Source organism: Sphingomonas sp. 28-62-20 (assembly GCF_002281505.1).
On record NZ_NCGH01000032.1, the window covers coordinates 11,021 to 31,750 of the forward strand.

Genomic DNA, 20,730 nt, shown 5'->3' on the forward strand with positions numbered 1-20,730 from the left:
CATCGAACGGGGTGGCGCGCGCAGGTGACAACCGGCGATGATGCTGTCGTGCCATTGGCGCGTGCGACCCCTTTTTTGTTGAGAGAAGGGGATACCATGCATCTATCATTTACGAAATCCACGTTATTTTTTGCCACCGCCACATTCGGGCTGGGTGGCCAGGCCCATGCGCAACAGGCTGCCGGGAATGCAGCCAGCGAACCCGTCATCGTCGTTACCGCCAATCGATCGCCGCAGCCGATCGATCGTATCGGCCAGTCTGTGACAGTGGTCGATTCAGCCGAACTTGAGCGTCGCCAGACAGTGACGGTCAGCGATGTGCTACGAACCGTGCCTGGGGTGACGGTTGCCCGCAACGGCGGTGTCGGCAGCGTGACATCGGTGTTCATTCGTGGCGCCGAGAGCGAACAAACCGTAGCACTGATCGACGGCGTGAAACTCAACGATCCGTCATCGCCCGGCGGCGGGTTCTTCTTCGGCAATCTGCTGATCGGCAATATCGAGCGGATCGAAGTGCTGCGGGGGCCCTCTTCGGTGCTCTGGGGCAGCCAGGCGATCGGCGGCGTCGTCAACATGATCACGCGTGCGCCGACCGAGCAATTGACCGTCAATTTGCGCGGCGAATATGGTTTTCGCGATACTGGGCAAATCGTGGGCAACATCGCCGGCAAGGCCGGTCCGTTGTCGCTGAGCGCCGGCGGTGGCTGGTTTCGATCAAGCGGCATCTCGTCTTTCAGCGAAGCGCGCGGTGCACGGGAACGCGACGGCTATGAAAATTTCGGCGCCAACGCCAATCTCAACCTGGCGCTGACCGACTGGCTGTCGATTGATGCCCGCGGCTGGTTTTCCAACGGGCGCGTCAATATCGACGGCTTCCCACCGCCGACTTTTGCGCTGGGCGATGTCAACGAGGAATCCCGCACGCGGGAGATTGTCGCCTATACCGGCCTCAACGTCGTGCTTTTCGATGGCCGGTTCCGCAACCGCGCGGGCTTTGCTTACACCGATACGCGCCGCCGGAGCGTCAACCTCACCGGCGCGCCAGTCGAAACCTTTGCCGGAACGGGGCGTAACGAGCGGTTCGAATATCAGGGTGTTTTCGACATTACCGATGGCTGGCAGGCGACGGCCGGGCTCGAGCGCGAGACGTCACGGTCCACCACGAGCAGTTCGGGCGGCCCGGTCGCCCGGTCGCGCGCGCGGATCGACAGCATTTATGGCCAGCTTTTGCTGACGCCACTTGCCGGGTTGTCGGTAACGGGCGGGGTGCGGCATGATGATCACAACCGCTTCGGCGGCGCGACAACTTTCGCCGCGAGCGGGGTATGGACATCGGACGCGACGGGTACGGCAATCCGCGCGAGCTATGCCGAGGGGTTCAAGGCACCGTCGCTTTTCCAGCTGCAGAGCAACTTCGGCAACCAACTGTTGCAGCCCGAGCGATCGTATGGCTGGGATGCGGGGGTGACCCAAAAACTGATCGGCAGCACCCTGACCGCCAGCGCGACCTATTTTCGGCGCGATTCGACCGATCTGATCGCCTTCGTCTCCTGCCCCCTGCCAAGGACCGGCATTTGTACGAACCGGCCTTTCGGTACCTTTGACAATGTTGCCCGGGCGCGTGCCGAAGGCGTTGAATTCGGCTTGACGATCCAGCCCATGCAGGCGCTGCAGGTGCAGGCGAATTATACCTACACCAATGCGACCAACCGATCCCCACGTAACGCCAATTTCGGCAGACAGCTCGCCCGGCGTCCCCAGCACAGCGTGACAACGTTGGTCGATTACCGCTGGTCGTTCGGGCTCGAGACGGGCGTGACACTGACTCATGTCGGCCAGAGCTTCGAGAATGCCAGCAACAGCACCCGGCTGGAAGGATATGTGCTGGCTGATCTGCGCGCTTCTTTTCCAGTCACGTCGCGGGTCGATCTCTACGGCCGGATCGAAAATCTGTTCGATGAAGGATACGAGACCGCGTTCGGGTTCGGATCGATCGGTCGCGCAGCCTATGCCGGTATTCGGCTGCGCTATTGATGCGGGCAGGAGTGATCCTGGCGGTGTTGGGGACGGCGCTGGCGGCAACCGCCAGCGCCGGGCGGCTGCCGCGTCTTCCCCGGCCCCAACTGCCGCGCATCGTATCGATCAACCCGTGTGTCGATGCGGTGCTGGTGCGGGTCGCCGATCCCGCGCAGATCGCCGCTATCAGCCATTATTCGCAAGATCGGCGATCGACATCGATCCCGTTGTCGATCGCGGCGCGCTTCACGGCAACATCGGGCACCGCCGAAGAGGTGGTGGCGCTGTCCCCCGATATCGTCATCGCCGGTGGCCATGTCGCGCCCCCGACGATCGCTGCGCTGGCGCGCCTGCACATCCGGCTGGTGCAACTGCCGGTGCCCGCCAGCATCGCTGAGAGCAACGACCAGATCCGCGCCATCGCCCGCGTCACCGGCCATGCCGATCGCGGCGAACGGCTGGTCGCCCAGGTGAACGCCGCGGTTCGGGCGGCGGGTAATCCCGGCCACGCCCCTATCCCTGCGCTGATCTGGCAGGGCGGCGGGTTGGTGCCGGGCAGTGGCACGCTTGCCGATGAACTGCTGCGCGTCGCTGGCTTTCGCAACCTCAGCGCCAGATATGGCCTGCAGCAATGGGATGTGTTGCCGCTAGAATATCTTGTCGCGCGCCCGCCACGCGTATTGCTCGCGGTGGGCGATCGCGACGCGAAACAGGCCGATCGGATGCTCGGCCATCCCGTGCTCAATCGCTTGAAGCCGAGCGTTGCGGTGCGTGATTTTGGCGAACGGCTGCTGCATTGCGGCGGGCCGACGATCATCGATGCGGTCACGCGTCTGGCTGACGTGCGGCGATCATTATGAGCCGAACGCGCCGGTTCAATGCGCTGCTCGCCAGTGCGATCGTCGCGGCGATGCTGGTGTCGCTGGTGGCGGGCAAGATTTGGGTACCGCCCAGCGCCTGGGGCAGCGCCGATCCACGCTGGTTGATCGTCATGGAATTGCGGCTGCCGCGCACCGTGCTCGCCGCTGTCGTTGGCGCTGGGTTGGGGCTGTCGGGGGCCGCAATGCAGGGCTATCTGCGCAATCCGCTGGCCGATCCCGGCTTGTTCGGGGTTTCGGCCAGCGCAGCGTTGGGCGCGGTGATTTCGCTGTTCTTTGGCTATAGCGCGTCGGCATGGCTGTTGCCGATCTTCGCGCTGACGGGCGCAGGCGTGGCCATGGCGTTGCTGGCGCTGATCGTCGGGCGATCGGCGAGCCTGATCGTCTTCACGTTGGCCGGGGTGATCCTGTCCAGCGTCGCCGGATCGCTGACGGCATTGGCGATCAGCCTGGCCCCCACCCCGTTTGTCACGTCCCAGATCGTCACCTGGCTGATGGGCGCGCTGACCGATCGCAGCTGGAATGACGTGGCGCTGGCGCTGCCGATCACCGCGCTGGGCATGGCGCTGCTGGCGATGACGGGGCGGGCGCTCGATGCGCTGACGCTGGGCGAGACGACGGCACGGACAATGGGGGTCGATCCGCTACGGCTGCAAATACTGATCGTACTTGGGGTCGGCCTGTGCGTTGGCGCGTCTGTGGCCGCCGCTGGGGTGATCGGCTTTGTCGGGTTGATCGTACCGCATCTTGTCCGCCCCTTTGCTGGACACCGGCCATCGGCGGTGCTGCTGCCCTCGGCGCTGGGCGGCGCGCTGCTGCTGCTGGTGGCTGACAGCGCGGTGCGTGCCTTGCCGACGGTGAGCGAATTGCGGCTGGGCATTGCCATGTCGATGCTCGGCGGGCCGTTTTTCCTGATGCTGTTGCTGCGGATGCGGCGGAGGCTGGCATGACGATGCTTGCCGCCGACAACCTGTCACTGACGCTGGATGGCGCGACGATCCTCGATAAGGTGAGCGCTAGCTTCGCCCCCGGCACGGTGACCGTTGTGCTCGGGCCCAACGGTGCGGGGAAATCGACGCTGCTCGCTTGCCTCGCTGGATTGCGCGCGGCGGATTCGGGCGTCGTCCGGCTGGGCGGGGTGGCGCGAACGACGATTGACCGGCGCGACCTCGCCCGGCGGATCGGCTTTTTGCCGCAAACCGGCGACGTTCATTGGGATATCGATGTTGCCACGCTGATTGGGCTGGGGCGCTTTGCCTATCGCGGGCGCTGGGGAGAGAGCGCTGCGGATCGCACCGCTATTACGGCTGCAATGGCGGCCACCGATGTCACTCAATTTGCCACCCGCGTCGTCAACAGCCTGTCGGGCGGCGAACGCGCGCGCGTGCTGCTGGCGCGGGTGCTGGCGGGGACGCCCGAATGGCTGCTCGCCGACGAACCGCTCGCCAATCTTGATCCAGCGCACCAGCTCGACGGTCTCGATTGCCTGCGCCGGGTCGCGCGTGCTGGCGCCGGGGTGGTGGTGGTGCTCCACGATCTCAATCATGCCGCACGGATTGCCGATCAGATCATCCTGATGCGCGCCGGGCGGATAATCGCCCAGGGCACCCCCGATCACGTGCTGACCCCGACGCTGATCGCCGACACCTATGGCGTCACCACCTATGTAGGCCTGACACCGCAGGGCCAGCGCTTCATCATCCCGGTCGATCGGGAGAGCGCAGGCTTGCCCGGCACGATGACCCTCGTTTGATGTCGAGGCGCATGCCGAACGGCGGCGGCGGCAGTTCATCAACTTTGTGTGGCCGCCACCCACCGCAAAATCCCCGTCTTATCCATTGCGCCCGCTTGCCGCGCGATTTCGCGGCCGCCTTTGAACAGGATCAGCGTCGGGATTGATTGGATCGCGTAACGCGCCGCGAGGCTCTGTTCGGCTTCGGTATCGACCTTTAGCAGCCGCACACCCGGATCAAGATCGGCCGCAGCGGCCGCGAAGGCGGGGGCCATCATGCGGCAGGGGCCGCACCAGCTCGCCCAGAAATCAACCAGCACCGGCCCGCTGCTTTTCGCCACCATCTTGTCGAACAGCGCCTGATCAGCGTCGATCGGGGCGGCGGTGGTGAGCGGACGGTGGCATTTGCCGCAACTAGGTTGGTCGCCCAGCCGGGCCGCAGCCACGCGGTTCAGCCCCTGGCAATGCGGGCAAACGAGAATATCGGTGGTCATGCGCTGTCCTTTCGTGATCCCAAAAGCTCAGCGCCCGCCGCTCACCAGGTGCACCCGCGCGGGCAGCCGCACGGCATCATTTTCCCAATGCGCCGCGAACCGATCGGCCAGCAAGTCCACCGCGCGCGCCACCAGCGCCGGGCCCTTGTCGGCCAGCACTTGGGCGACGGACATGCCGTCTATCGCGAATTGCGCCGCCGCGCGCGGCGCAAGCCCGCCGCCAATCGCCAGATCGCCGCGCCAATCCTGCACCGTTACATCGCCAAAGCCAGCATCGGCGAGCAGGCGCAGCAGCACGCTCACCTCGCCATAGCGCATCGGCCCGGGCGCATCGGCTGGCACCACCGGCAGATCGACGAGTTCGCCCACCGTCTCGCGGATGATCCCCATCCAGTAATTGTCAGCGAGCGGCCCCCACACCGCAAAGGCGAAACGGCCGCCGGGCGCAAGCAACTGCGCGATATTGGCAAAGGCGCGCGCGGGTTCGGGAAAGAACATCGTGCCGAAGCGCGAGATGATGCGATCAAAGCGATCGTCGACCTGCAGGGTTGCACTGTCCCCCACCGCAAAAACCGGTGCCGTACCCGGCTGGTCTGCCCCCTGCCCTGCCGCGCGTTGCTGAGCAAAGGAGACCAAGGCCGGCGAAATATCATAGCCAAAAATCGCCGCATCCGGATCAGCAGCCTTAGCGACCGCCAATGTGGTCCCGCCGCCGCCACAGGCAAGATCAGCAATCCGCCGCCCGCCCTTTAGCGCAAGTTGGTCGATCAACGGCTGGTCGGCTGGTGCCAGCATCGCCTCCATCTGGCCAAGCTGCGCCAGCCATTTCTCGCCACGTGCGCCGGCCCAATCGTTGATGCTGGGGTTTTCGGGGGCGGTCATGCGGGCGCTCCTTGAATGTGGGCCGGGGTCTGCTGGCCTGTCGCTTTCACCCTTTTGGTAGGCATGTCCACAGGGTGCGGTATCAGGCGACGATCTTGGTGATATCGACGCGGCGATCCGCCAGCGCGAGCGGTGCAGGACGATGCGACACCAGGATCAGCCCAGTGCCGCTGGTGGTGAGCCAGTGATCGAGCCGGGCGATCAGATCGGCCTCGGTCCCCGCATCCAATCCCTCGCTTGGCTCGTCCAGGATCAGCCAGGGCCGCCCGGCGAGCAGCGCGCGGGCAAGCGACAACCGCTTGCGCTCCCCGCCCGACAGTGTGCCGCCATCCTCACCAATCCGCGTCTCAAGGCCGTCCGGCATCGTCGCAATACGATCGGCGAGGCAGACGGTGATGAGCGCGACGTGCATCTCGTCAGCGGTCACGCGCGAGCGAGCGAGGCGGAGATTGTCGGCAATCGTGCCCGCAATCAATGTCGCGTCCTGCGGCGATAGCGCCAGCTGCCCGCGCAGCCAATCGGCCGGGCAGTCAGCGATCGGCACCGCGTCCAGGGCAATGGCGTGGATCGCCGGTCGCAGCCCGGCCAGCGCCTCAACCAGTCGCGTCTTCCCCGATCCTGAAATGCCGGTGATGGCAAGGCGCGATCCCGGTGCCAGGTCATACGCACCGAGCGTGATAGTCGCAGGGGTTGGCGCAGTCGCCGACGATGGGGCCAGTTGGCCGGGCAAGCCAGTCAATACCGCCAGCCGGGCCAGCGATTCATCAACGCTCGCCTGGCGCAGCGCGGTGCGGGCAAAGGCAGCCATCGCCTCAACCGATGCCGTCGCGGCTAGCAAGGCCAGCGCGACCTCGGCAGCCGGGCCGCGAGCAAGCGCCAGCACCAGCGCGGCGCTCAGCGCACCATAGGCCAGCATCAGCGCCGCAATTGCTCCCTCCCCGCGAAACAGCTTTGCCCGGGCAGAATCGAGCCGTGCGGCGGGGAAAGCGAGATCGGCGGTCACGCGATCACCAAGGCCATAAGCAATAATCTCCGGCCGGGCGGCGGCGAGATCGACGAAGCGGGTCCGCAACTCGCCCAGCGCATCGGCAGCGTCATGCGCCGGGGACGCGGTCAATCGCTTGGCAGCAAGCGCAAGCAGCAGCGGCAGTGCCGCCAGCATCGCCGCGAGCGTTAGCGCCGCTGCCCAACCGGCGAAAAGCGTCAGGCCCACCGCAAAAGTCGCGGCGATCAGGCTCGCTGGCCGGGTTGGGCGTCGGACGACCAGATCTTCAAGCGCGGCGATGTCGCCGATCAATCGCGCGCTGGCATCGCCGCCGGAAAGGTCATCGGCCAGGCGACTGTCCTGCACGGCCAGCTTGCCGAACAAATCAGCGCGCAGCTTTGCCATGCCGAGCAACGCTGCCCGGTGCGCCAGCAACCGCTCGCCATAACGGCTGCCGGTCCGGATGATCGCCAGCGCCCGGATCGCCGCGCTGGGCAGCAGATAATTAAACGCCAGCACCGCCCCGCCCCCCGCTGCCCCGGCCAAGGCGGCGGCGGTCAGGAACCAGCCCGACAGCGCCAGCAACAGGATCGACGAGACCCCGGCAAGCACCGCGCAGATCAACGCCCAGCGCAGCGTGCCGCGTTCGCCCAGCCCCAAATCGGCGGGTGGCTTTGGCTGGCTCATAGGTGCACCGCCGCATCGGCGCGGTCGATCAGCCGCCCATCATGGGTGGCGACGATGACGGCCTGATGGCGGGCAATATCGTGGAGCAGCGCGATAATGGCCTCGGCACTTTCGGCATCAAGATCGGCAGTCGGCTCATCGCAAAGCAGCAGCGGCCGGCCGGAGAGCAAGGCGCGGGCAAGCCCGATCCGGCGGCGCTCACCGCCCGACAGGCCCGATCCGCGATGATCAAGCGAAAGGTCCAGCCCCTCCGCCCGGCCAGTGATCAACGGCATCAGCCCGACACGTTCCGCGACCGCGATAATCGCCGCGTCATCCACGCCGGGCCGGGCCAGCGCCAGCGTGTCGCGCAAGCTGCCGGGCAGGATCAGCGGGCGCTGCGCCGCCCAGGCGATATCATCGGGCGCGATGGCGGTTACCGATCCGCTGCTGGGGATGATCTGCCCGGCAATGGCGGCGAGCATGCTGGTCTTGCCGCTGCCCGTGGGCCCAGTAATGGCGATCATGCCGGTGGCGCCGATCGACAGATTGACGGGGCCGATCCGGCGCCCCGGCCAGTCAATCGTCAAGCCTTGCGCCGCGACGCCGACATAACGCGCCTGTGGCGGCGGGGCGATTGCAGTGTCGAGGATTGGGCGGAGTTCAGCCATCGCCGCTTCGCCAAGCTGCTTTTCATGATAGGCCGCCGCCATCCGGCGCATCGGCAGATAGAATTCGGGGGCCATGGCGAGTGCGAAAAAGGCTTCGCGCAGCGTTAGCGCCTCGGGGGCGGGAAAGGGCAGCAGCCCAAGCAGGCTAAACCCGCAATAAGCCGCGACTAGGGCAACCGACAGCGCGGCGAAAAACTCCATGGTCGCGCTGGAGAGAAAGGCTGCGCGCAGCACGGTGATTGTGCGATCGGCGACATCGCGCGTCGCCGCCTCAACCTGACGGGCGATTCGTTCCTCGGCGCCGAAATGGCGGATGATCGGCAGGGTGCGGACGCGATCGACGAACAGCCCCGACAACTGGCCAAGCGCCGCCAGCTGCCGCTCAGACGCGCCACGTGCCAGCGATCCGGTCAGGATCATGCCAAGGGCAAAGGGAATCAGCGTGGCAAACAGGATCCCGGCGGCGACCAGGCTGGCAAAGGCAATGATTACCAGGACAAGCATCGGCGCGGCGCTGGCCGCCAGTCGGGCAGGCACGAAGCGGGCTTCATAATGTTCGATTGTCTGGGGATGATCGATCGCCAGCACAGCCGCCTGGCCAATCAGCGGCGCGAACGGCAGCGGCGCGGAGAGTAGCCGGGCAACCATCGCCTGCCGCACGCCCGCCGCTGTGCGTTGCGCGCCCGCGATCGCCAATCTGTGGACCAGCATCACCGACGCCGCGCGGATCAGCCCCCCCATGACCATGGCGACTGGCGCCGCTATCGGCAGCGCACCGCCGCCCGCTAGCACGCTGATTGCCGCTGCGATGCCCCAGGCAAACAGCGCTGCCCCGGCGACATCGATCAGCCAAGCCCAGCCAGCAAGTTTCTGTTTACGCATGATGCGGTGGTGAGGAATTAATAGCCATGAGAGGGCAATTGCCTTTGTCGCGCTAAAGCGTGTTTCGCGCTAACAGGCGCACATTGGCGAATCGCATCGAGGAATATCCAATGGACATGGCTGTCGTCGAACTGTCGAGGCTCCAGTTTGCGCTGACCGCCATGTATCATTTCCTGTTCGTGCCGTTGACGCTGGGCCTGTCGTTCATTCTGGTCATCATGGAAACCGTTTATGTGATGACCGATCGCCCAATTTGGCGCGATGTGACGCGGTTCTGGGCGAAATTGTTCGGGATTAATTTCGTGCTCGGCGTCGCCACCGGGCTGACGATGGAATTCGAATTCGGCACCAATTGGTCTTATTTTTCGCATTATGTCGGCGACATTTTCGGCGCGCCGCTCGCGATCGAGGGGCTGATGGCCTTCTTCCTCGAAGCGACCTTTGTCGGGTTGATGTTTTTTGGGTGGGACCGGCTGAGCAAGCGCCAGCACCTCGCCACCACCTTCATGGTCGCGCTGGGCTCCAATTTGTCGGCGTTGTGGATATTGATCGCCAATGGCTGGATGCAAAATCCGGTGGGTTCGGTCTTCAACCCAATGACGATGCGCATGGAAGTCACCGATTTCAGCGCGATGTTGTTCAACCCCGTCGCCCAGGCCAAGTTCGTCCATACGGTGAGCGCTGGCTATGTGACGGCATCGGTGTTCGTGCTTGGCGTTTCGGCCTATTATCTGCTCAAAGGCCGCCATCTTGAGCTTGCCAAGCGCAGCTTCGCGGTCGCCGCCGCTTTCGGCCTAGCGTCCGCCTTGTCGGTCGTCGTGCTGGGCGATGAAAGCGGCTATGCGCTGACCGACAACCAGAAGATGAAGCTCGCGTCGATCGAAGCCGAATGGCACACCGAACCGGCACCCGCCGGGATTACGGTGTTCGGCATGCCCTCTAACCAGGGCCGCGAGACGCTGTATCAGGTCAAGATCCCCTATGTGCTGGGCTTGATCGGCACGCGCAGCCTGACGGGCGTTGTCGAGGGCATTTATCCGCTCGTCGCTGATGCGCGCGATCACATCGTCAATGGCTTGCCCGCTTATGATGCGCTGGAACGGCTAAAGGCCAATCCCAAGGACATCAGCGCGCGCGCGGCGTTTGAACGCAGCAAGCACGATCTTGGCTATGCCTTGCTGCTGAAACGCTATGTCGCCGATCCGCGCACGGCAGATGCCGCGACGATCGACAAGGCGGCGTGGTCGACCGTGCCCAACGTGCCCGCCTTATTCTGGCTGTTCCGGGCCATGGCCGGTCTGGGCTTTTTCTTCATCGCCTTTTTCGGGGTGGCGCTCTATTTCGCGAACACCCGCCGCTTCGATCGCAAATGGTTTTTGCGCGCGGCCGTGTTGATCATCCCGCTGCCCTGGCTGGCGGCGGAGATTGGCTGGCTGGTCGCGGAAATCGGTCGCCAGCCTTGGGCAGTCGATGGGGTCCTGCCGACTTTCCTGGGCGCATCGAGCCTGAGCATTTCGGCGATTTGGACGACGATTATCGGCTTCACCCTGCTTTATGGGACGCTAGCCGTGATAGAGGTGCGGCTGATGGTGGCGATGATCAAGAAGGGCCCGGAAACCTATACGCCGTGGCAACCACGCCATGATGCCGTGCCGCCTGCCCCAGAACCAAGCCCGGCTTTTGCCGTTCCTGCTGAATAATCGACCGGGAGACCCAAAATGGCTGTGCCGCTGGATTATGAAACGCTGCGGATCATTTGGTGGGCGTTGATGGGCGTGTTGCTGATCGGCTTTGCGCTTACCGACGGTTTCGATCTTGGCGCTGCCGCCTTGCTCCCCTTTGTCGCGCGCAGCGATGAAGAGCGGCGACTGGTCATCAACACCATCGGCGCGACCTGGGAGGGCAACCAAGTGTGGTTCATTCTGGGCGGCGGCGCGATTTTTGCCGCCTGGCCGCTGGTCTATGCCGTCAGCTTTTCAGGCTTTTACCTTGCGATGTTCCTGGTGCTGGCCGCGCTGATCCTGCGGCCGGTGGGCTTCAAATATCGCTCCAAACATCATGATCCGAAATGGCGAAGCCGCTGGGATTGGGCATTGTTCATCGGCGGCTTTGTGCCCGCCCTGGTGTTCGGCGTTGCTGTCGGCAATGTGCTGCTCGGGGCACCGTTTCGGCTCGATAGCGATTTACGCTCCTTTTATGAAGGCGGCCTGCTCGGCTTGTTCACGCCCTTCAGCCTGCTGACCGGTCTGCTGTCGGTGGCGATGCTGGTGCTGCACGGCGCTGGCTGGCTCAGCTTGAAACTTGAACCCGGCCCAGTGCTGAACCGCGCCCGACTTTATGGCCGAATCGCTGCACCGATCGCGATCCTGTTGTTCCTGGGCGGCGGTGCCTTTGTCGCCTGGGGCAGCCTGGGCTTCCGCCTGGAAGGGTTGATTGATCCGGCCGGCCCGTCCAACCCGCATCTGATCAAGGCCGTTGCCGCACCTGGGGCCTGGCTCGATAATTTCACCGCGCATCCCTGGATGATGGCAGCACCAGTGCTGGGGCTGATCGGGCCACTGATCGCCATGCTGGGAATTACCGTACGGCGCGATCTGCTGGTATTTGCCGGCTCATCATTGGCCAATATCGGCATCATCGCCACCGTTGGCCTGTCGATGTTTCCCTTCATCCTGCCTAGCTCGATCGACCCGGCATCAAGCCTGACCGCCTGGAATGCCTCATCAAGCCAGCCGACGCTGTTCTTGATGCTGATCGTCACGATCATCTTCTTGCCTTTGGTGCTGGCCTATACCGCCTGGGCCTATCGCGTGATGTTCGGTCGCATCACGACCGAACAGATCCGGTTCAACCCCGATTATTATTGATTGCCGCGAAAGGATTGATCTGATGTGGTATTTCACCTGGATATTGGGCCTTGGCCTGGCCGTCGGTGTCGCGGTGCTGAACGGCGTGTGGCACGAATTCCATAGCGACCCCGCCAGCGACAAGACGATCGTCGACTAAGGTAACGGGGCCAGCAAAAACCTCCCCATGGCCAAGCTGCAAAACCCAGTGATGCTTGATCATCGCCGGACGCGGAAGGATTGGGTGTTGGTGGACAGGGCTGGAGACGAACCGAGACGAAATGATCTATTCTTTTTCAATATGTTAGTGGCATACTAAAACGAGTTTTGTTGCACGTTTTGTAGCACCTATGAGCGCCTACCTAATCGCCATCGCTTGTACTAAGTGCATCGAGTATTGCCTCAAACGCAGAAAAATATGCTCCGCGAAGAGCAAATCGCTTCGGCATTCCGTGGTCGCGCCGCCGCAACGTTGTCCGCTCAAGGACACCACTTCGCACCAGAGCGACTATCAGAGCCGCATTGCTCTCGGTCTCACTGATACCGCCATCAGCCAAAAGTGCAGATATCGTCGCCCGGAAACTGCTCCCGCTTTTGTCACACGCGGACGCCGTCAGGGTCACCAATGACAGCAGATCGCCAACAAGGGGCACTGGATGCTCGGACAACAACTCCCCCACGACGCGCCACTGAAGCGCCGTCAGCAGCGCCTCGCGCTCCGACGTCATAATGGCCAGCAGACGTCCAGATGGTCCCGGTGGCACCGGAGCGAGATAGCGCCCTGCTTTCTTGCGACTGACCTCGAAACGCAGCCGGTTATGATCCTTGGCGTACACCGATAATTCGCGATCATGTGGAAGCCGACATCGCATCGAAAACAGGTCGCCGCGCCTCGCGAACCCTGTCTCGAACAGATGGTGCCTGACGGTGACATCATCGAGTTTGGTAAGCACGTTTTGCGCAGCACTACGGACGACCGCCTGCGCCGATCCGTGATGTCGCTCGAAATAGGTTTCGGCCTGCGGGGCGGAGGCGCGGCCCCATTCCATTCGCACCTCATAGCCGTTGGATCGAACGACATCGTCAGCGCCCTCTTCCACCACTTCGCTGTAGAAGTCCGGCGAAACAAGGAGCGCCGAAAGCCTTCGTAGCTGTCTCACGTAAATAGGCAGGAACGCCGTGAAAACGTCGCTGCCAAACGCTCGATGCGCAAGATCGGGGTCGGCGATCCAGTTTGTTTGATGGTCCAGCGAGTGCGGTAGTCCCGGCGTCTCGGTGAAAAAATCAACCGCGTTGATTTCGTCAACGACGTGCTCGATATCGTCGATGTCGCGAAATCGAAGGAGAAGATCGGCAAGCGTCCGAGTTGGATTGCAGGCATAGTCAATCGTAGTCGCAGCGTGGTGGTGATCTTTGTCACGGACGACCAATCTAAAGCCGATGGTAGCGGCGATATTGGCACGGGTAACAATCTCGCTCTGGTTGCCGGATATACGCGGCGTTGCAACCCAGTCGATGTCGGGATGATTTGTCGCCACCAACGAACGATATTCTCTCGACGAACTGCCGGGCTGGATACTTCGGCAAATGCCCCTGACCCGAACCTGAAGACGATCAATGCCAGTTTCGTTGAAAGAGGGCATAAGCGGATCGGCAAATGCTAGGAGGCTGTTCCTGCTCCTTTGGCGCGCTCGCACGATGCTAGAACGCACACTATCAGCCAACGTCATACACCGTTGATGATCATGATCACGAACATTTCGGCTTACTACATCTCTATAGAGGAGCCGGGGAGCAGTGTTGCGCCCGGACAGGTTCGTGGTTCATTCGGAGGCTGGCCGATTGCCACATTCATCGTCAAGCGGAACGTCGAATTGGCGCGCTTCCAATATGCGAATTCGCCTTAACAGATGCTCCGCTTGGAGAAGCGCCCTGCCACGCATTTCCATTCGGACGGCCTTGAACATCGCAGCCGTTGCTGCTGCCCCCGTGTCAGCGTTGCGTGATGAGATGGCCTTGCCTGCGTCCGTCCGGGGGCCAGTGGCATTCTCCCAAGGTCGAGTTTGGGCGATGATGGCTGCCTGCTTGGCACGACGCTCCGGCGTCCACGCCCCTTTCGTTCCCATGACAATCCTGTTCACTTCGATCTCGAGTTTATGCCGCGCCTGACCTTACTCCACTCCCCAGCGCCGCGCCACGGTCGCCAAATGCCAGCAGGGGTCGAAACGGTGACGCGTCGCTGCTCTCCCATTCATAAGTTTGGGTGGTCCAGCATGTTATCGGGCAGCAGCACCGCAATGGCTTCAGGTAGCGGCGACAACGGCGAACGCTCGATGTCCGCAGCCCGCCAGCCGAACTTGTCCCGCAAGTGCTGGGCAAGGTCGAGACCATGCCGGGGAGCCAGTGCGAACCACTCTTTTCCAGTGACGGCATTTGCATCAACGAGCCTACGCCACGCATCCCATTGAAAGGTGCGAAAGTGGAGGGCGCGGTGGCAGCTTCGGCAGAGAGCCGGGCAACGCCCTATATGGTAGTAGCTTTCCCCGTGCTCCCCCAGCGGCCCGGTTGAAGCGCAGATATCGCATCGGTAGGGCAGCGTGATACAGCCCGCCGCGATAAGCCAGACGCCCAACTGCCCGCCCCTGCGTCTCTCTTCCCCGGAAAACCCGTTGAAGTTCTTGAGGAGCGGATAACTCGAAGTCTGGTAACGCTTGGGGACGCGGAACCGTGGCGGCGATATGGGCCGAACGGGCAGCGCAGCGATATAATCGTCAAGATCGATGGTTGACGGGCTAGTCATCGAGCGCCGCCTTCCAACGCCATCCCAATGGCGCGAATGGTGCCATCGAGCGCGACGAGACCGTCACGTAAATGGGCCGTCAGCACGTTCTGCATATCCGGGGCGTTGTTGGCTCGCTGGCCCTCGATGGCGACCGCGTGCAGGTCCTCCAGCTTGGCGGTGGCGTCGGCGAACAGGTGCGGGATTGCCTTGTTCATGCTGCCGCGTCCGCGAGTATGCGATAGACCGACGAGCGGCTCATCTTCAACCGCATCGCGATTGCGGACGGCTTTAGTCCGGCGGATCGGAGATGGTGGACATCCGGGGTCATGCGCCGTGCGGTCGGCACGCGGCCACGATATTTCCCCTCTGCTTTGGCCTTGGCGATGCCTTCGCGCTGCCTGACCAAAAGAATTTCGCGCTCGAACTGCGCTACTGCTCCAAACATGGTGACGATCAATCGACCCGATGGAGATGTAGTATCGACCGCCTGCCCCCCGAAGTCGAGGATACGCAGGGCGACGGCTTTGCGTTCCACCGTGGCAATGATCGTGAGCAGATCTGTCGTTGACCGGGCCAGCCGATCAAGCCGTGTCACCACCAGCGTATCGCCGTCTCTGACGAAATCTAGTGCGTTCGCGAGTTCGTCGCGTTGCGCCATCGATGACACCCGCTCCGAAAAGATGCGTGTGCACCCGGCTACATCAAGGTCGCGAAGTTGGGCATCAAGCCCGGCGATTTGATCCGTCGTTGAGACACGTGCATACCCGATAAACATCTGATCCACCTCGACTTTCTTCGTCACCGAGAATGGCAGAAAATGAACCTTAAGTCACGGAAAAGTATAGGTTTATGAGCAAAATATTGGTGCCGTCACGAGGTCAAGATGACTGGAAACGGTTCCTCGCGCAGCCGGACCTGCACTGGAAAACAGGCTACTCGGCGCGGACGTTGGCGCATTCATGGGAAGCAGCCAAAACGATCCCACCGGAAGTCGCGGCTATCATGTCGGATGCCTTTGGCCAGCCAGATCTCCTGTTCGCTGTTCCCGAGCACAAGACCCTGCTTCCCGGTGGCACGCGCGAAAGCCAATCGGATGTGTTGGCGCTCGTTCGCCATCCCGGCGGCCTTGCTTGCTATACCATCGAGGGGAAGGTGGATGAACCGTTTGGCCCGACCGTAGGCGAGTGGAGCGTCGACGCCTCGCCGGGCAAGATCGAACGGCTTGCTCATCTGTGCAGCCTGCTCGGCATGTCAGAGTGCCCCTCCGACGTGCGTTACCAACTGATGCACCGAACCGCGTCGGCGTTGATCGAGGCGGAGCGGTTCGACGCCAAGCTGGCCGGAATGATCGTTCATTCATTTTCGCCCGAGCGCCGTTGGTATGCAGAGTTCGTCCGTTTCGCCGCGCTTCTCGGATGTCAGATCGAGCCGGGCCGGGGCGCGACGATCAAGGTTCCGTCAGGGAAGTCGCTGGTAATCGGCTGGGCTACCGGCGATCAGGCGTTCCGCGTTGCATGACCCGCGCACAACGGAGCAGATGCTAGTTGACTTCCTTTGAGGCAGTCGCGACCCTCGATATTATCGAGGAGTACGAGTATGAAGACGGCATTTGGAAAGCTCACAGGCTCTGCTGTGATGGACAAAGTCGCTGAGTACCGGGAGGTCGGACGAGACGCTTTTTTGGCGCAGTACGCTGGTGGAGTGACGTCACGGACCACGTGGCTCTCGGTTGAAGGTGAACTGTTTCCCGCGAAGGCGATTTTTGCTGCTGCACACGTGCCGAGCGTCGCGCCTAAATCTTTCAACACTTCGGATACCTACCGCTACTCGCGCGAATTAAACTTTGAACTGGTTGTGATCGAAAAAGGGCGGGTCAAATCGACGCGATCCGCAATCGATGACCTCGACGAATTGTCTGGATCAGACGTCCCGACGAAGCAGCTCTACTTTGGCGAGCGGTTCATCCGAGATGCAAAGGTCAGGGCTAAGGTAATTGAGCGCGCTAACGGTAAATGTGAGCACTGCGGTGGAGAAGGTTTCAAGAAACCGGATGGCGGTATTTATCTTGAAACGCATCATATCATATCTCTGGCAAAACAGGGACCAGACAGCGAGAAGAATGTGATTGCGTTATGCGCTAACGATCATCGTGAGGCTCACTTCGGCGCAGATGCCGAACATTTAGAGGTACAGTTCAAATCAAAGCTGGCAGAACTAAACAGCGCAAAAAAAAGGCGTATTACCCGCTCCGCTGATTAGCGCGGTCACGATGCCGTACGTAACGGTGCGCAGGGGCGCTTCAGCCAGCGCTCGAAAAGCGGTTTGGTCCCTACCGCGAGTGAAACCCTGACACTCATCATACATCGGGAGCAATGGACCACTGGAATTACAGACCCTATGAGATATCCGTCTAAAAGTACCAAAGCGACTAGTGTGGCACACTCCGGACGCTTTCCGCACTTCGTCACATGGGCAGGGCCTAGATAGACAGTGAACCCATCACATCACATTAGGTGTGTGCACGAGGCCCCGCATCAACGACATGGCAACGTCAAATTTGAACGTGGCCAAGCCATCGGACGGTATAGGGAGACAGCCGAAGCTATCAGCCTGGAGCGACATGATGGGTCCTTTATCAACCTAACAGGCTAGTAGACTGCGCTCAATTCCTTCTTTCGGATCATTTGCAGTAGGTTCGCGTCACCCCATCGAACAAACCAAGGTTGAGCCTCGAAACTAGCAACGGCTATTTTCGCATTGGCGAGCGATATGACCGGAAGGCTCATTTGCTTGCGTAACTTTATGAAGAGCGAAGCGCGCAGGGACGCGTCGACATAGGGGCATGCCAGTATGTCTAGGGCTAGATGCGCCCGCTGGCTGTCAACCGCCAAATCCCGCCCCTCCAATAACAACGACGATGCGCGGTCGAACAAGTCGTCGCGCAGTCCGTTAAATATCGCTGCCCCTTTCAAACAGAACAAATACGATACAATCTCAAAGTAGTCTAGGTTTTCAGTCGGTCCGCAAAAATCACGCAATGCTTTATATGCGATAGCATCTTCTTTCCCAACCTCGCCAAGAACGAGAAGTATATTTATCGCCTCGAGGGGAACGCACCCTGACGCCTTGGATGCAGAGGTTGCTAAGAAGCCTTTGGCAAACTGAAATGTCCAACGAACGATCTGCTCGGACAGAAACGCAGCCCGTGACGGCATGTTCTTTGACACAAAGTCGTAAGATTGGATGGCTGCTTGAGCCACGCGCAATGACGATGGGACGGTCGGGTCGACGTTGTAGAGAAAGTAGATCGCTTCCAGCAAGATCATTATCGCATCTATATAACTGTCTTCAGTGACATTCGGCTGAATGATACCCTTGTCATAATCCGAAATTAGAACCGATATTCGAGCCGCCAAAGCACCAATCACGTAGTTTGACACCGCGTCGTATCCGCTTGCGTTGTCAAAACACGTCGCTTTGAGATTATCAAAAAATGATCGCAGCACAGCCTGAGATCGCCAAACTCTTTGTGGGTAGTAAAAGGCATCATCGCCTAGCTTTCCGCTCCGGATAAACAGACGGAAAAAGTCGTGTAAAGCAGCACCGGCACCGCTGACAACACGAGATTTGCGAGTTATAAAAGGTCTTAATACCTTCTGCGTTTTTTCTTCATTTAGATGTAAATTAAACTCGGAAAGTACGATGCGGAGGGTCGACAGAACGCTTGTTACGATGGCGTCCGATCGTGAAAATATATAAAAATCGTCGACGTATCTACGGAACTCGTAATCGGATTTCCATTTCAGACCAGACACACTCAATCGAGCGATGCATCTTTTGTCGACTTCGCTCAAAATTAGTTCAGCAAAGACGCGACTAACCTCGGCTCCAACGCAAATTCCGTTCGTCTCATTAAAATTCACAGACTGCATCAAGCGATCAAAGCGATTGCTAAACGTATCTTGCATCACGTTATCTTTTGCTGTCTGCACATCAGCGGTAGCCCAGAACAGCGTGTGAGTATAAATACTACTGAAACATTTTGAAATGTCGGCGAGACACATCACACCATACTTTTTCTCCATAGCCATGTAATCAGGGGAATTGAAAAATTTGAAAGCCCGATCAACACCGCTATAAGAAAAGAAAGAAGCCGGGTTAGATACAGTATTTTCTAAGTCTACTGTATCAATCCCAGATTTTTTCAATTTGTTCTTTTCGCTCTCTGGTCCGCGAACGAAAAAAAGACTGGCAACCTTTTTCGGCGACCTAATCGACGCCTTTGATTTTCGGCAATGATAACAGATAAGGTGGCCACTTTTTTGGTAGAAATTTGCCACTTCAAGCTGACCGGATGGATGCATCAGGCTTAGCTTCCGTGACGCTCCGCCAGAGCGGATGATATGATAGCGGTATGGCATGGTGTAACGCTTCGCGGGATCGAGCAACCGCGACACAAAGTCCTGATGGTGTAGATTGCCGCTCGGCACCTTCAGATTGAGGTAAAATCCATCGTTTGAAACAATGATCGGCACATCGCCCGGCATCGTGTCTGTAATGAGTGCCCGGAGATGGTCGCCCTTGTGAATATTGCCTTTTGCGACGACCCTTTTACGCATGTGACCAACATGCAGTAAGTTCGACCAAGCGAGCGGGTCCAAATGAAAAAAACCTGCGATCCTTAAAACCGTCGGAAAACGATAGCTGAGCCAAACCTCGGCGTTCGGCTGCGGTCACGGCGGGGTAGACATGGTTTTTTGGGTGGTTCGAAAGCACTGAATTGCGCAAAAATTTATCTAACGAGGGAAGTGCTGTCGAGCGGTCGAAATCGACCAAGGGATAATTGAAATAAATTCCCGCAACCCTTCGGACGCCGGTTCCACGATCTATAAAATTAAAGTTGCTCGTCAGAAGGCGAATACGCGCCACGAGGTCAGCATAACTGTGATCCTTTTTGAACTGGACGAGCGACAGAGCAATTCGGGTCTTGATCCGTCGAACTTTCGAAGGTGCGATATCCAACATCACCTGCCTACCAATTCTGCTATCGACCCTTCGCCTCTCCGGTCGGTTCACGGTAAAGCGATAGCCTAGAAAATCGAAGGCGTGAGCGACGCCGCTTGATCCGTTCCTATATTCGTCGAACGTGAACGCCGTGCTTTTCGAATTGAAGGTCAGGCCACTTGGCAGCGCCGCCGCAACGTCGTGTGTAAACCTGCTCTGATCCTCGTTCCCGTCAGTGATGATAAAGATATCGTCCACAAAACGCGCGTAAAACCAGACGTGAGCCATGTCCGAAACTCGCGCATCGAACGGACGCAAAAGGTATTCGGCGAGCGTCGCGCTCAAACCCAGCCCGCGTGGCAAGCCAGTTACGCCTAGCTTACCCATTTCAACGAAAAACGAACTCAGGGCCGCCGCTGATTGGCCCGAGAACCCCTCATCGGCCTCCAAATCTCGAACGATCTCGATTGGCGACACACTTTCATAGAAGGCTTTTACGTCAAATTTGTAGGCTCGATATCGTGTCCCCTCGCTTAGAAATCCGGAGACGCACTTGATGATGAACTCACGATTATCCTGCTTTACGCCAGTCAGCCGACGAATGTTGCGATTGATGTGCCGCACCACGAGCCGCTCGGACAAATCTTTTAGTTGATAGACGGTTTTGCCTCGCAGGTTATTTCTCTGCACCGCCAGCGCGGGAAAGCCGTTTTGGCCTAAAGTTACAGCCCGCTCGATGATTGCTTGCTTATAGTTAGGGTCCGCTAACTGCCTATCGGCGATAAAGTCAGCGGTGACCTGCTCCCCAGATTGTCCGCGATTATAAGTTAGCCCTGTTCATGTTTTGGGCCTGTTTGGCCCGGATTGCATATTCCGATGGTGTGAGCCCGTC

The 20,730-nt window shown here is 60.3% G+C and carries 19 protein-coding genes; 9 read left to right on the forward strand and 10 right to left on the reverse strand.

What is annotated here, in order from left to right:
• Positions 1-96: 96 nt before the first annotated feature.
• The 4 genes from B7Y43_RS18465 to B7Y43_RS18480 are packed head-to-tail and all read left to right on the forward strand — an operon-like array spanning position 97 to position 4,647.
• A complete protein-coding gene (locus tag B7Y43_RS18465; RefSeq protein WP_374133148.1) occupies positions 97-2,034 on the forward strand; it encodes a TonB-dependent siderophore receptor in 1,938 nt (645 codons plus the stop codon).
• The gene (locus B7Y43_RS18470) at positions 2,034-2,876 is read left to right on the forward strand and encodes an ABC transporter substrate-binding protein (RefSeq protein WP_374133149.1); all 843 of its coding nucleotides are present in this window, start codon (positions 2,034-2,036) and stop codon (positions 2,874-2,876) included. Before B7Y43_RS18465 ends, B7Y43_RS18470 begins: the two co-directional genes overlap by 1 nt.
• Positions 2,873-3,844 carry an iron ABC transporter permease gene (locus B7Y43_RS18475; RefSeq protein ID WP_374133150.1) on the forward strand — a complete coding sequence of 324 codons (972 nt, stop codon included), beginning with the start codon at positions 2,873-2,875 and terminating at the stop codon, positions 3,842-3,844. Before B7Y43_RS18470 ends, B7Y43_RS18475 begins: the two co-directional genes overlap by 4 nt.
• Positions 3,841-4,647, forward strand: a complete 807-nt coding sequence (locus B7Y43_RS18480) for an ABC transporter ATP-binding protein (RefSeq protein ID WP_374133151.1) — start codon at positions 3,841-3,843, stop codon at positions 4,645-4,647. The genes B7Y43_RS18475 and B7Y43_RS18480 overlap by 4 nt, the downstream gene beginning before the upstream one ends.
• 38 nt (positions 4,648-4,685) lie before the next feature.
• Here B7Y43_RS18480 and trxC read toward each other — a convergent pair whose 3' ends face one another.
• From trxC to B7Y43_RS18500, 4 genes are all read right to left on the reverse strand, one after another.
• Positions 4,686-5,120, reverse strand: coding sequence for a thioredoxin TrxC (gene trxC, locus B7Y43_RS18485; protein ID WP_374133152.1), 435 nt, complete (start codon positions 5,118-5,120; stop codon positions 4,686-4,688).
• Between the two features lie 27 nt (positions 5,121-5,147).
• The gene (locus B7Y43_RS18490) at positions 5,148-6,002 is read right to left on the reverse strand and encodes a class I SAM-dependent methyltransferase (protein ID WP_374133153.1); all 855 of its coding nucleotides are present in this window, start codon (positions 6,000-6,002) and stop codon (positions 5,148-5,150) included.
• Positions 6,003-6,084: 82 nt separating this feature from the next.
• A complete protein-coding gene (locus B7Y43_RS18495) occupies positions 6,085-7,674 on the reverse strand; it encodes an amino acid ABC transporter ATP-binding/permease protein (RefSeq protein WP_374133154.1) in 1,590 nt (529 codons plus the stop codon).
• Positions 7,671-9,206, reverse strand: coding sequence for an ABC transporter ATP-binding protein/permease (locus B7Y43_RS18500; RefSeq protein WP_374133155.1), 1,536 nt, complete (start codon positions 9,204-9,206; stop codon positions 7,671-7,673). The genes B7Y43_RS18495 and B7Y43_RS18500 overlap by 4 nt, the downstream gene beginning before the upstream one ends.
• A 110-nt stretch (positions 9,207-9,316) precedes the next feature.
• On the opposite strand from B7Y43_RS18500, the gene B7Y43_RS18505 reads away from it, so the two are divergent.
• The 3 genes from B7Y43_RS18505 to cydX are packed head-to-tail and all read left to right on the forward strand — an operon-like array spanning position 9,317 to position 12,212.
• On the forward strand, positions 9,317-10,906 hold the full coding sequence (locus B7Y43_RS18505) for a cytochrome ubiquinol oxidase subunit I (protein WP_374133156.1): 1,590 nt from the start codon (positions 9,317-9,319) through the stop codon (positions 10,904-10,906).
• An 18-nt stretch (positions 10,907-10,924) separates the two neighbouring features.
• Positions 10,925-12,073, forward strand: coding sequence for a cytochrome d ubiquinol oxidase subunit II (cydB, locus tag B7Y43_RS18510; protein ID WP_374133157.1), 1,149 nt, complete (start codon positions 10,925-10,927; stop codon positions 12,071-12,073).
• Between the two features lie 22 nt (positions 12,074-12,095).
• Positions 12,096-12,212 (forward strand): CydX/CbdX family cytochrome bd oxidase small subunit, encoded by a 117-nt coding sequence (gene cydX / locus B7Y43_RS18515; RefSeq protein WP_374133158.1) that lies wholly within the window; start codon positions 12,096-12,098, stop codon positions 12,210-12,212.
• Between the two features lie 202 nt (positions 12,213-12,414).
• Here cydX and B7Y43_RS18520 read toward each other — a convergent pair whose 3' ends face one another.
• The 4 genes from B7Y43_RS18520 to B7Y43_RS18535 all read right to left on the reverse strand — a co-directional run bounded on the left by B7Y43_RS18520 (position 12,415) and on the right by B7Y43_RS18535 (position 15,609).
• Positions 12,415-13,593 (reverse strand): hypothetical protein, encoded by a 1,179-nt coding sequence (locus B7Y43_RS18520; RefSeq protein WP_374133159.1) that lies wholly within the window; start codon positions 13,591-13,593, stop codon positions 12,415-12,417.
• A gap of 710 nt (positions 13,594-14,303) precedes the next feature.
• Positions 14,304-14,852, reverse strand: a complete 549-nt coding sequence (locus tag B7Y43_RS18525) for a hypothetical protein (protein ID WP_374133160.1) — start codon at positions 14,850-14,852, stop codon at positions 14,304-14,306.
• Positions 14,849-15,049: a hypothetical protein gene (locus B7Y43_RS18530; RefSeq protein ID WP_374133161.1), complete on the reverse strand. Its 201-nt coding sequence runs from the start codon at positions 15,047-15,049 to the stop codon at positions 14,849-14,851. Before B7Y43_RS18530 ends, B7Y43_RS18525 begins: the two co-directional genes overlap by 4 nt.
• Positions 15,046-15,609 (reverse strand): recombinase family protein, encoded by a 564-nt coding sequence (locus B7Y43_RS18535; protein WP_374133165.1) that lies wholly within the window; start codon positions 15,607-15,609, stop codon positions 15,046-15,048. The genes B7Y43_RS18530 and B7Y43_RS18535 overlap by 4 nt, the downstream gene beginning before the upstream one ends.
• Positions 15,610-15,683: 74 nt before the next feature.
• On the opposite strand from B7Y43_RS18535, the gene B7Y43_RS18540 reads away from it, so the two are divergent.
• Together B7Y43_RS18540 and B7Y43_RS18545 are read left to right on the forward strand one after the other, a co-directional pair.
• The gene (locus tag B7Y43_RS18540; protein ID WP_374133162.1) at positions 15,684-16,352 is read left to right on the forward strand and encodes a hypothetical protein; all 669 of its coding nucleotides are present in this window, start codon (positions 15,684-15,686) and stop codon (positions 16,350-16,352) included.
• A gap of 78 nt (positions 16,353-16,430) precedes the next feature.
• Positions 16,431-17,093, forward strand: a complete 663-nt coding sequence (locus tag B7Y43_RS18545) for an HNH endonuclease signature motif containing protein (RefSeq protein ID WP_374133163.1) — start codon at positions 16,431-16,433, stop codon at positions 17,091-17,093.
• A 389-nt stretch (positions 17,094-17,482) separates the two neighbouring features.
• Here B7Y43_RS18545 and drt3b read toward each other — a convergent pair whose 3' ends face one another.
• Both drt3b and drt3a read right to left on the reverse strand, forming a co-directional pair.
• Positions 17,483-19,453, reverse strand: coding sequence for an RNA-directed DNA polymerase (gene drt3b, locus B7Y43_RS18550; protein WP_374133164.1), 1,971 nt, complete (start codon positions 19,451-19,453; stop codon positions 17,483-17,485).
• Positions 19,446-20,621, reverse strand: coding sequence for an RNA-directed DNA polymerase (drt3a, locus tag B7Y43_RS18555; protein ID WP_374133166.1), 1,176 nt, complete (start codon positions 20,619-20,621; stop codon positions 19,446-19,448). Before drt3a ends, drt3b begins: the two co-directional genes overlap by 8 nt.
• Between the last annotated feature and the right edge of the window lie 109 nt (positions 20,622-20,730).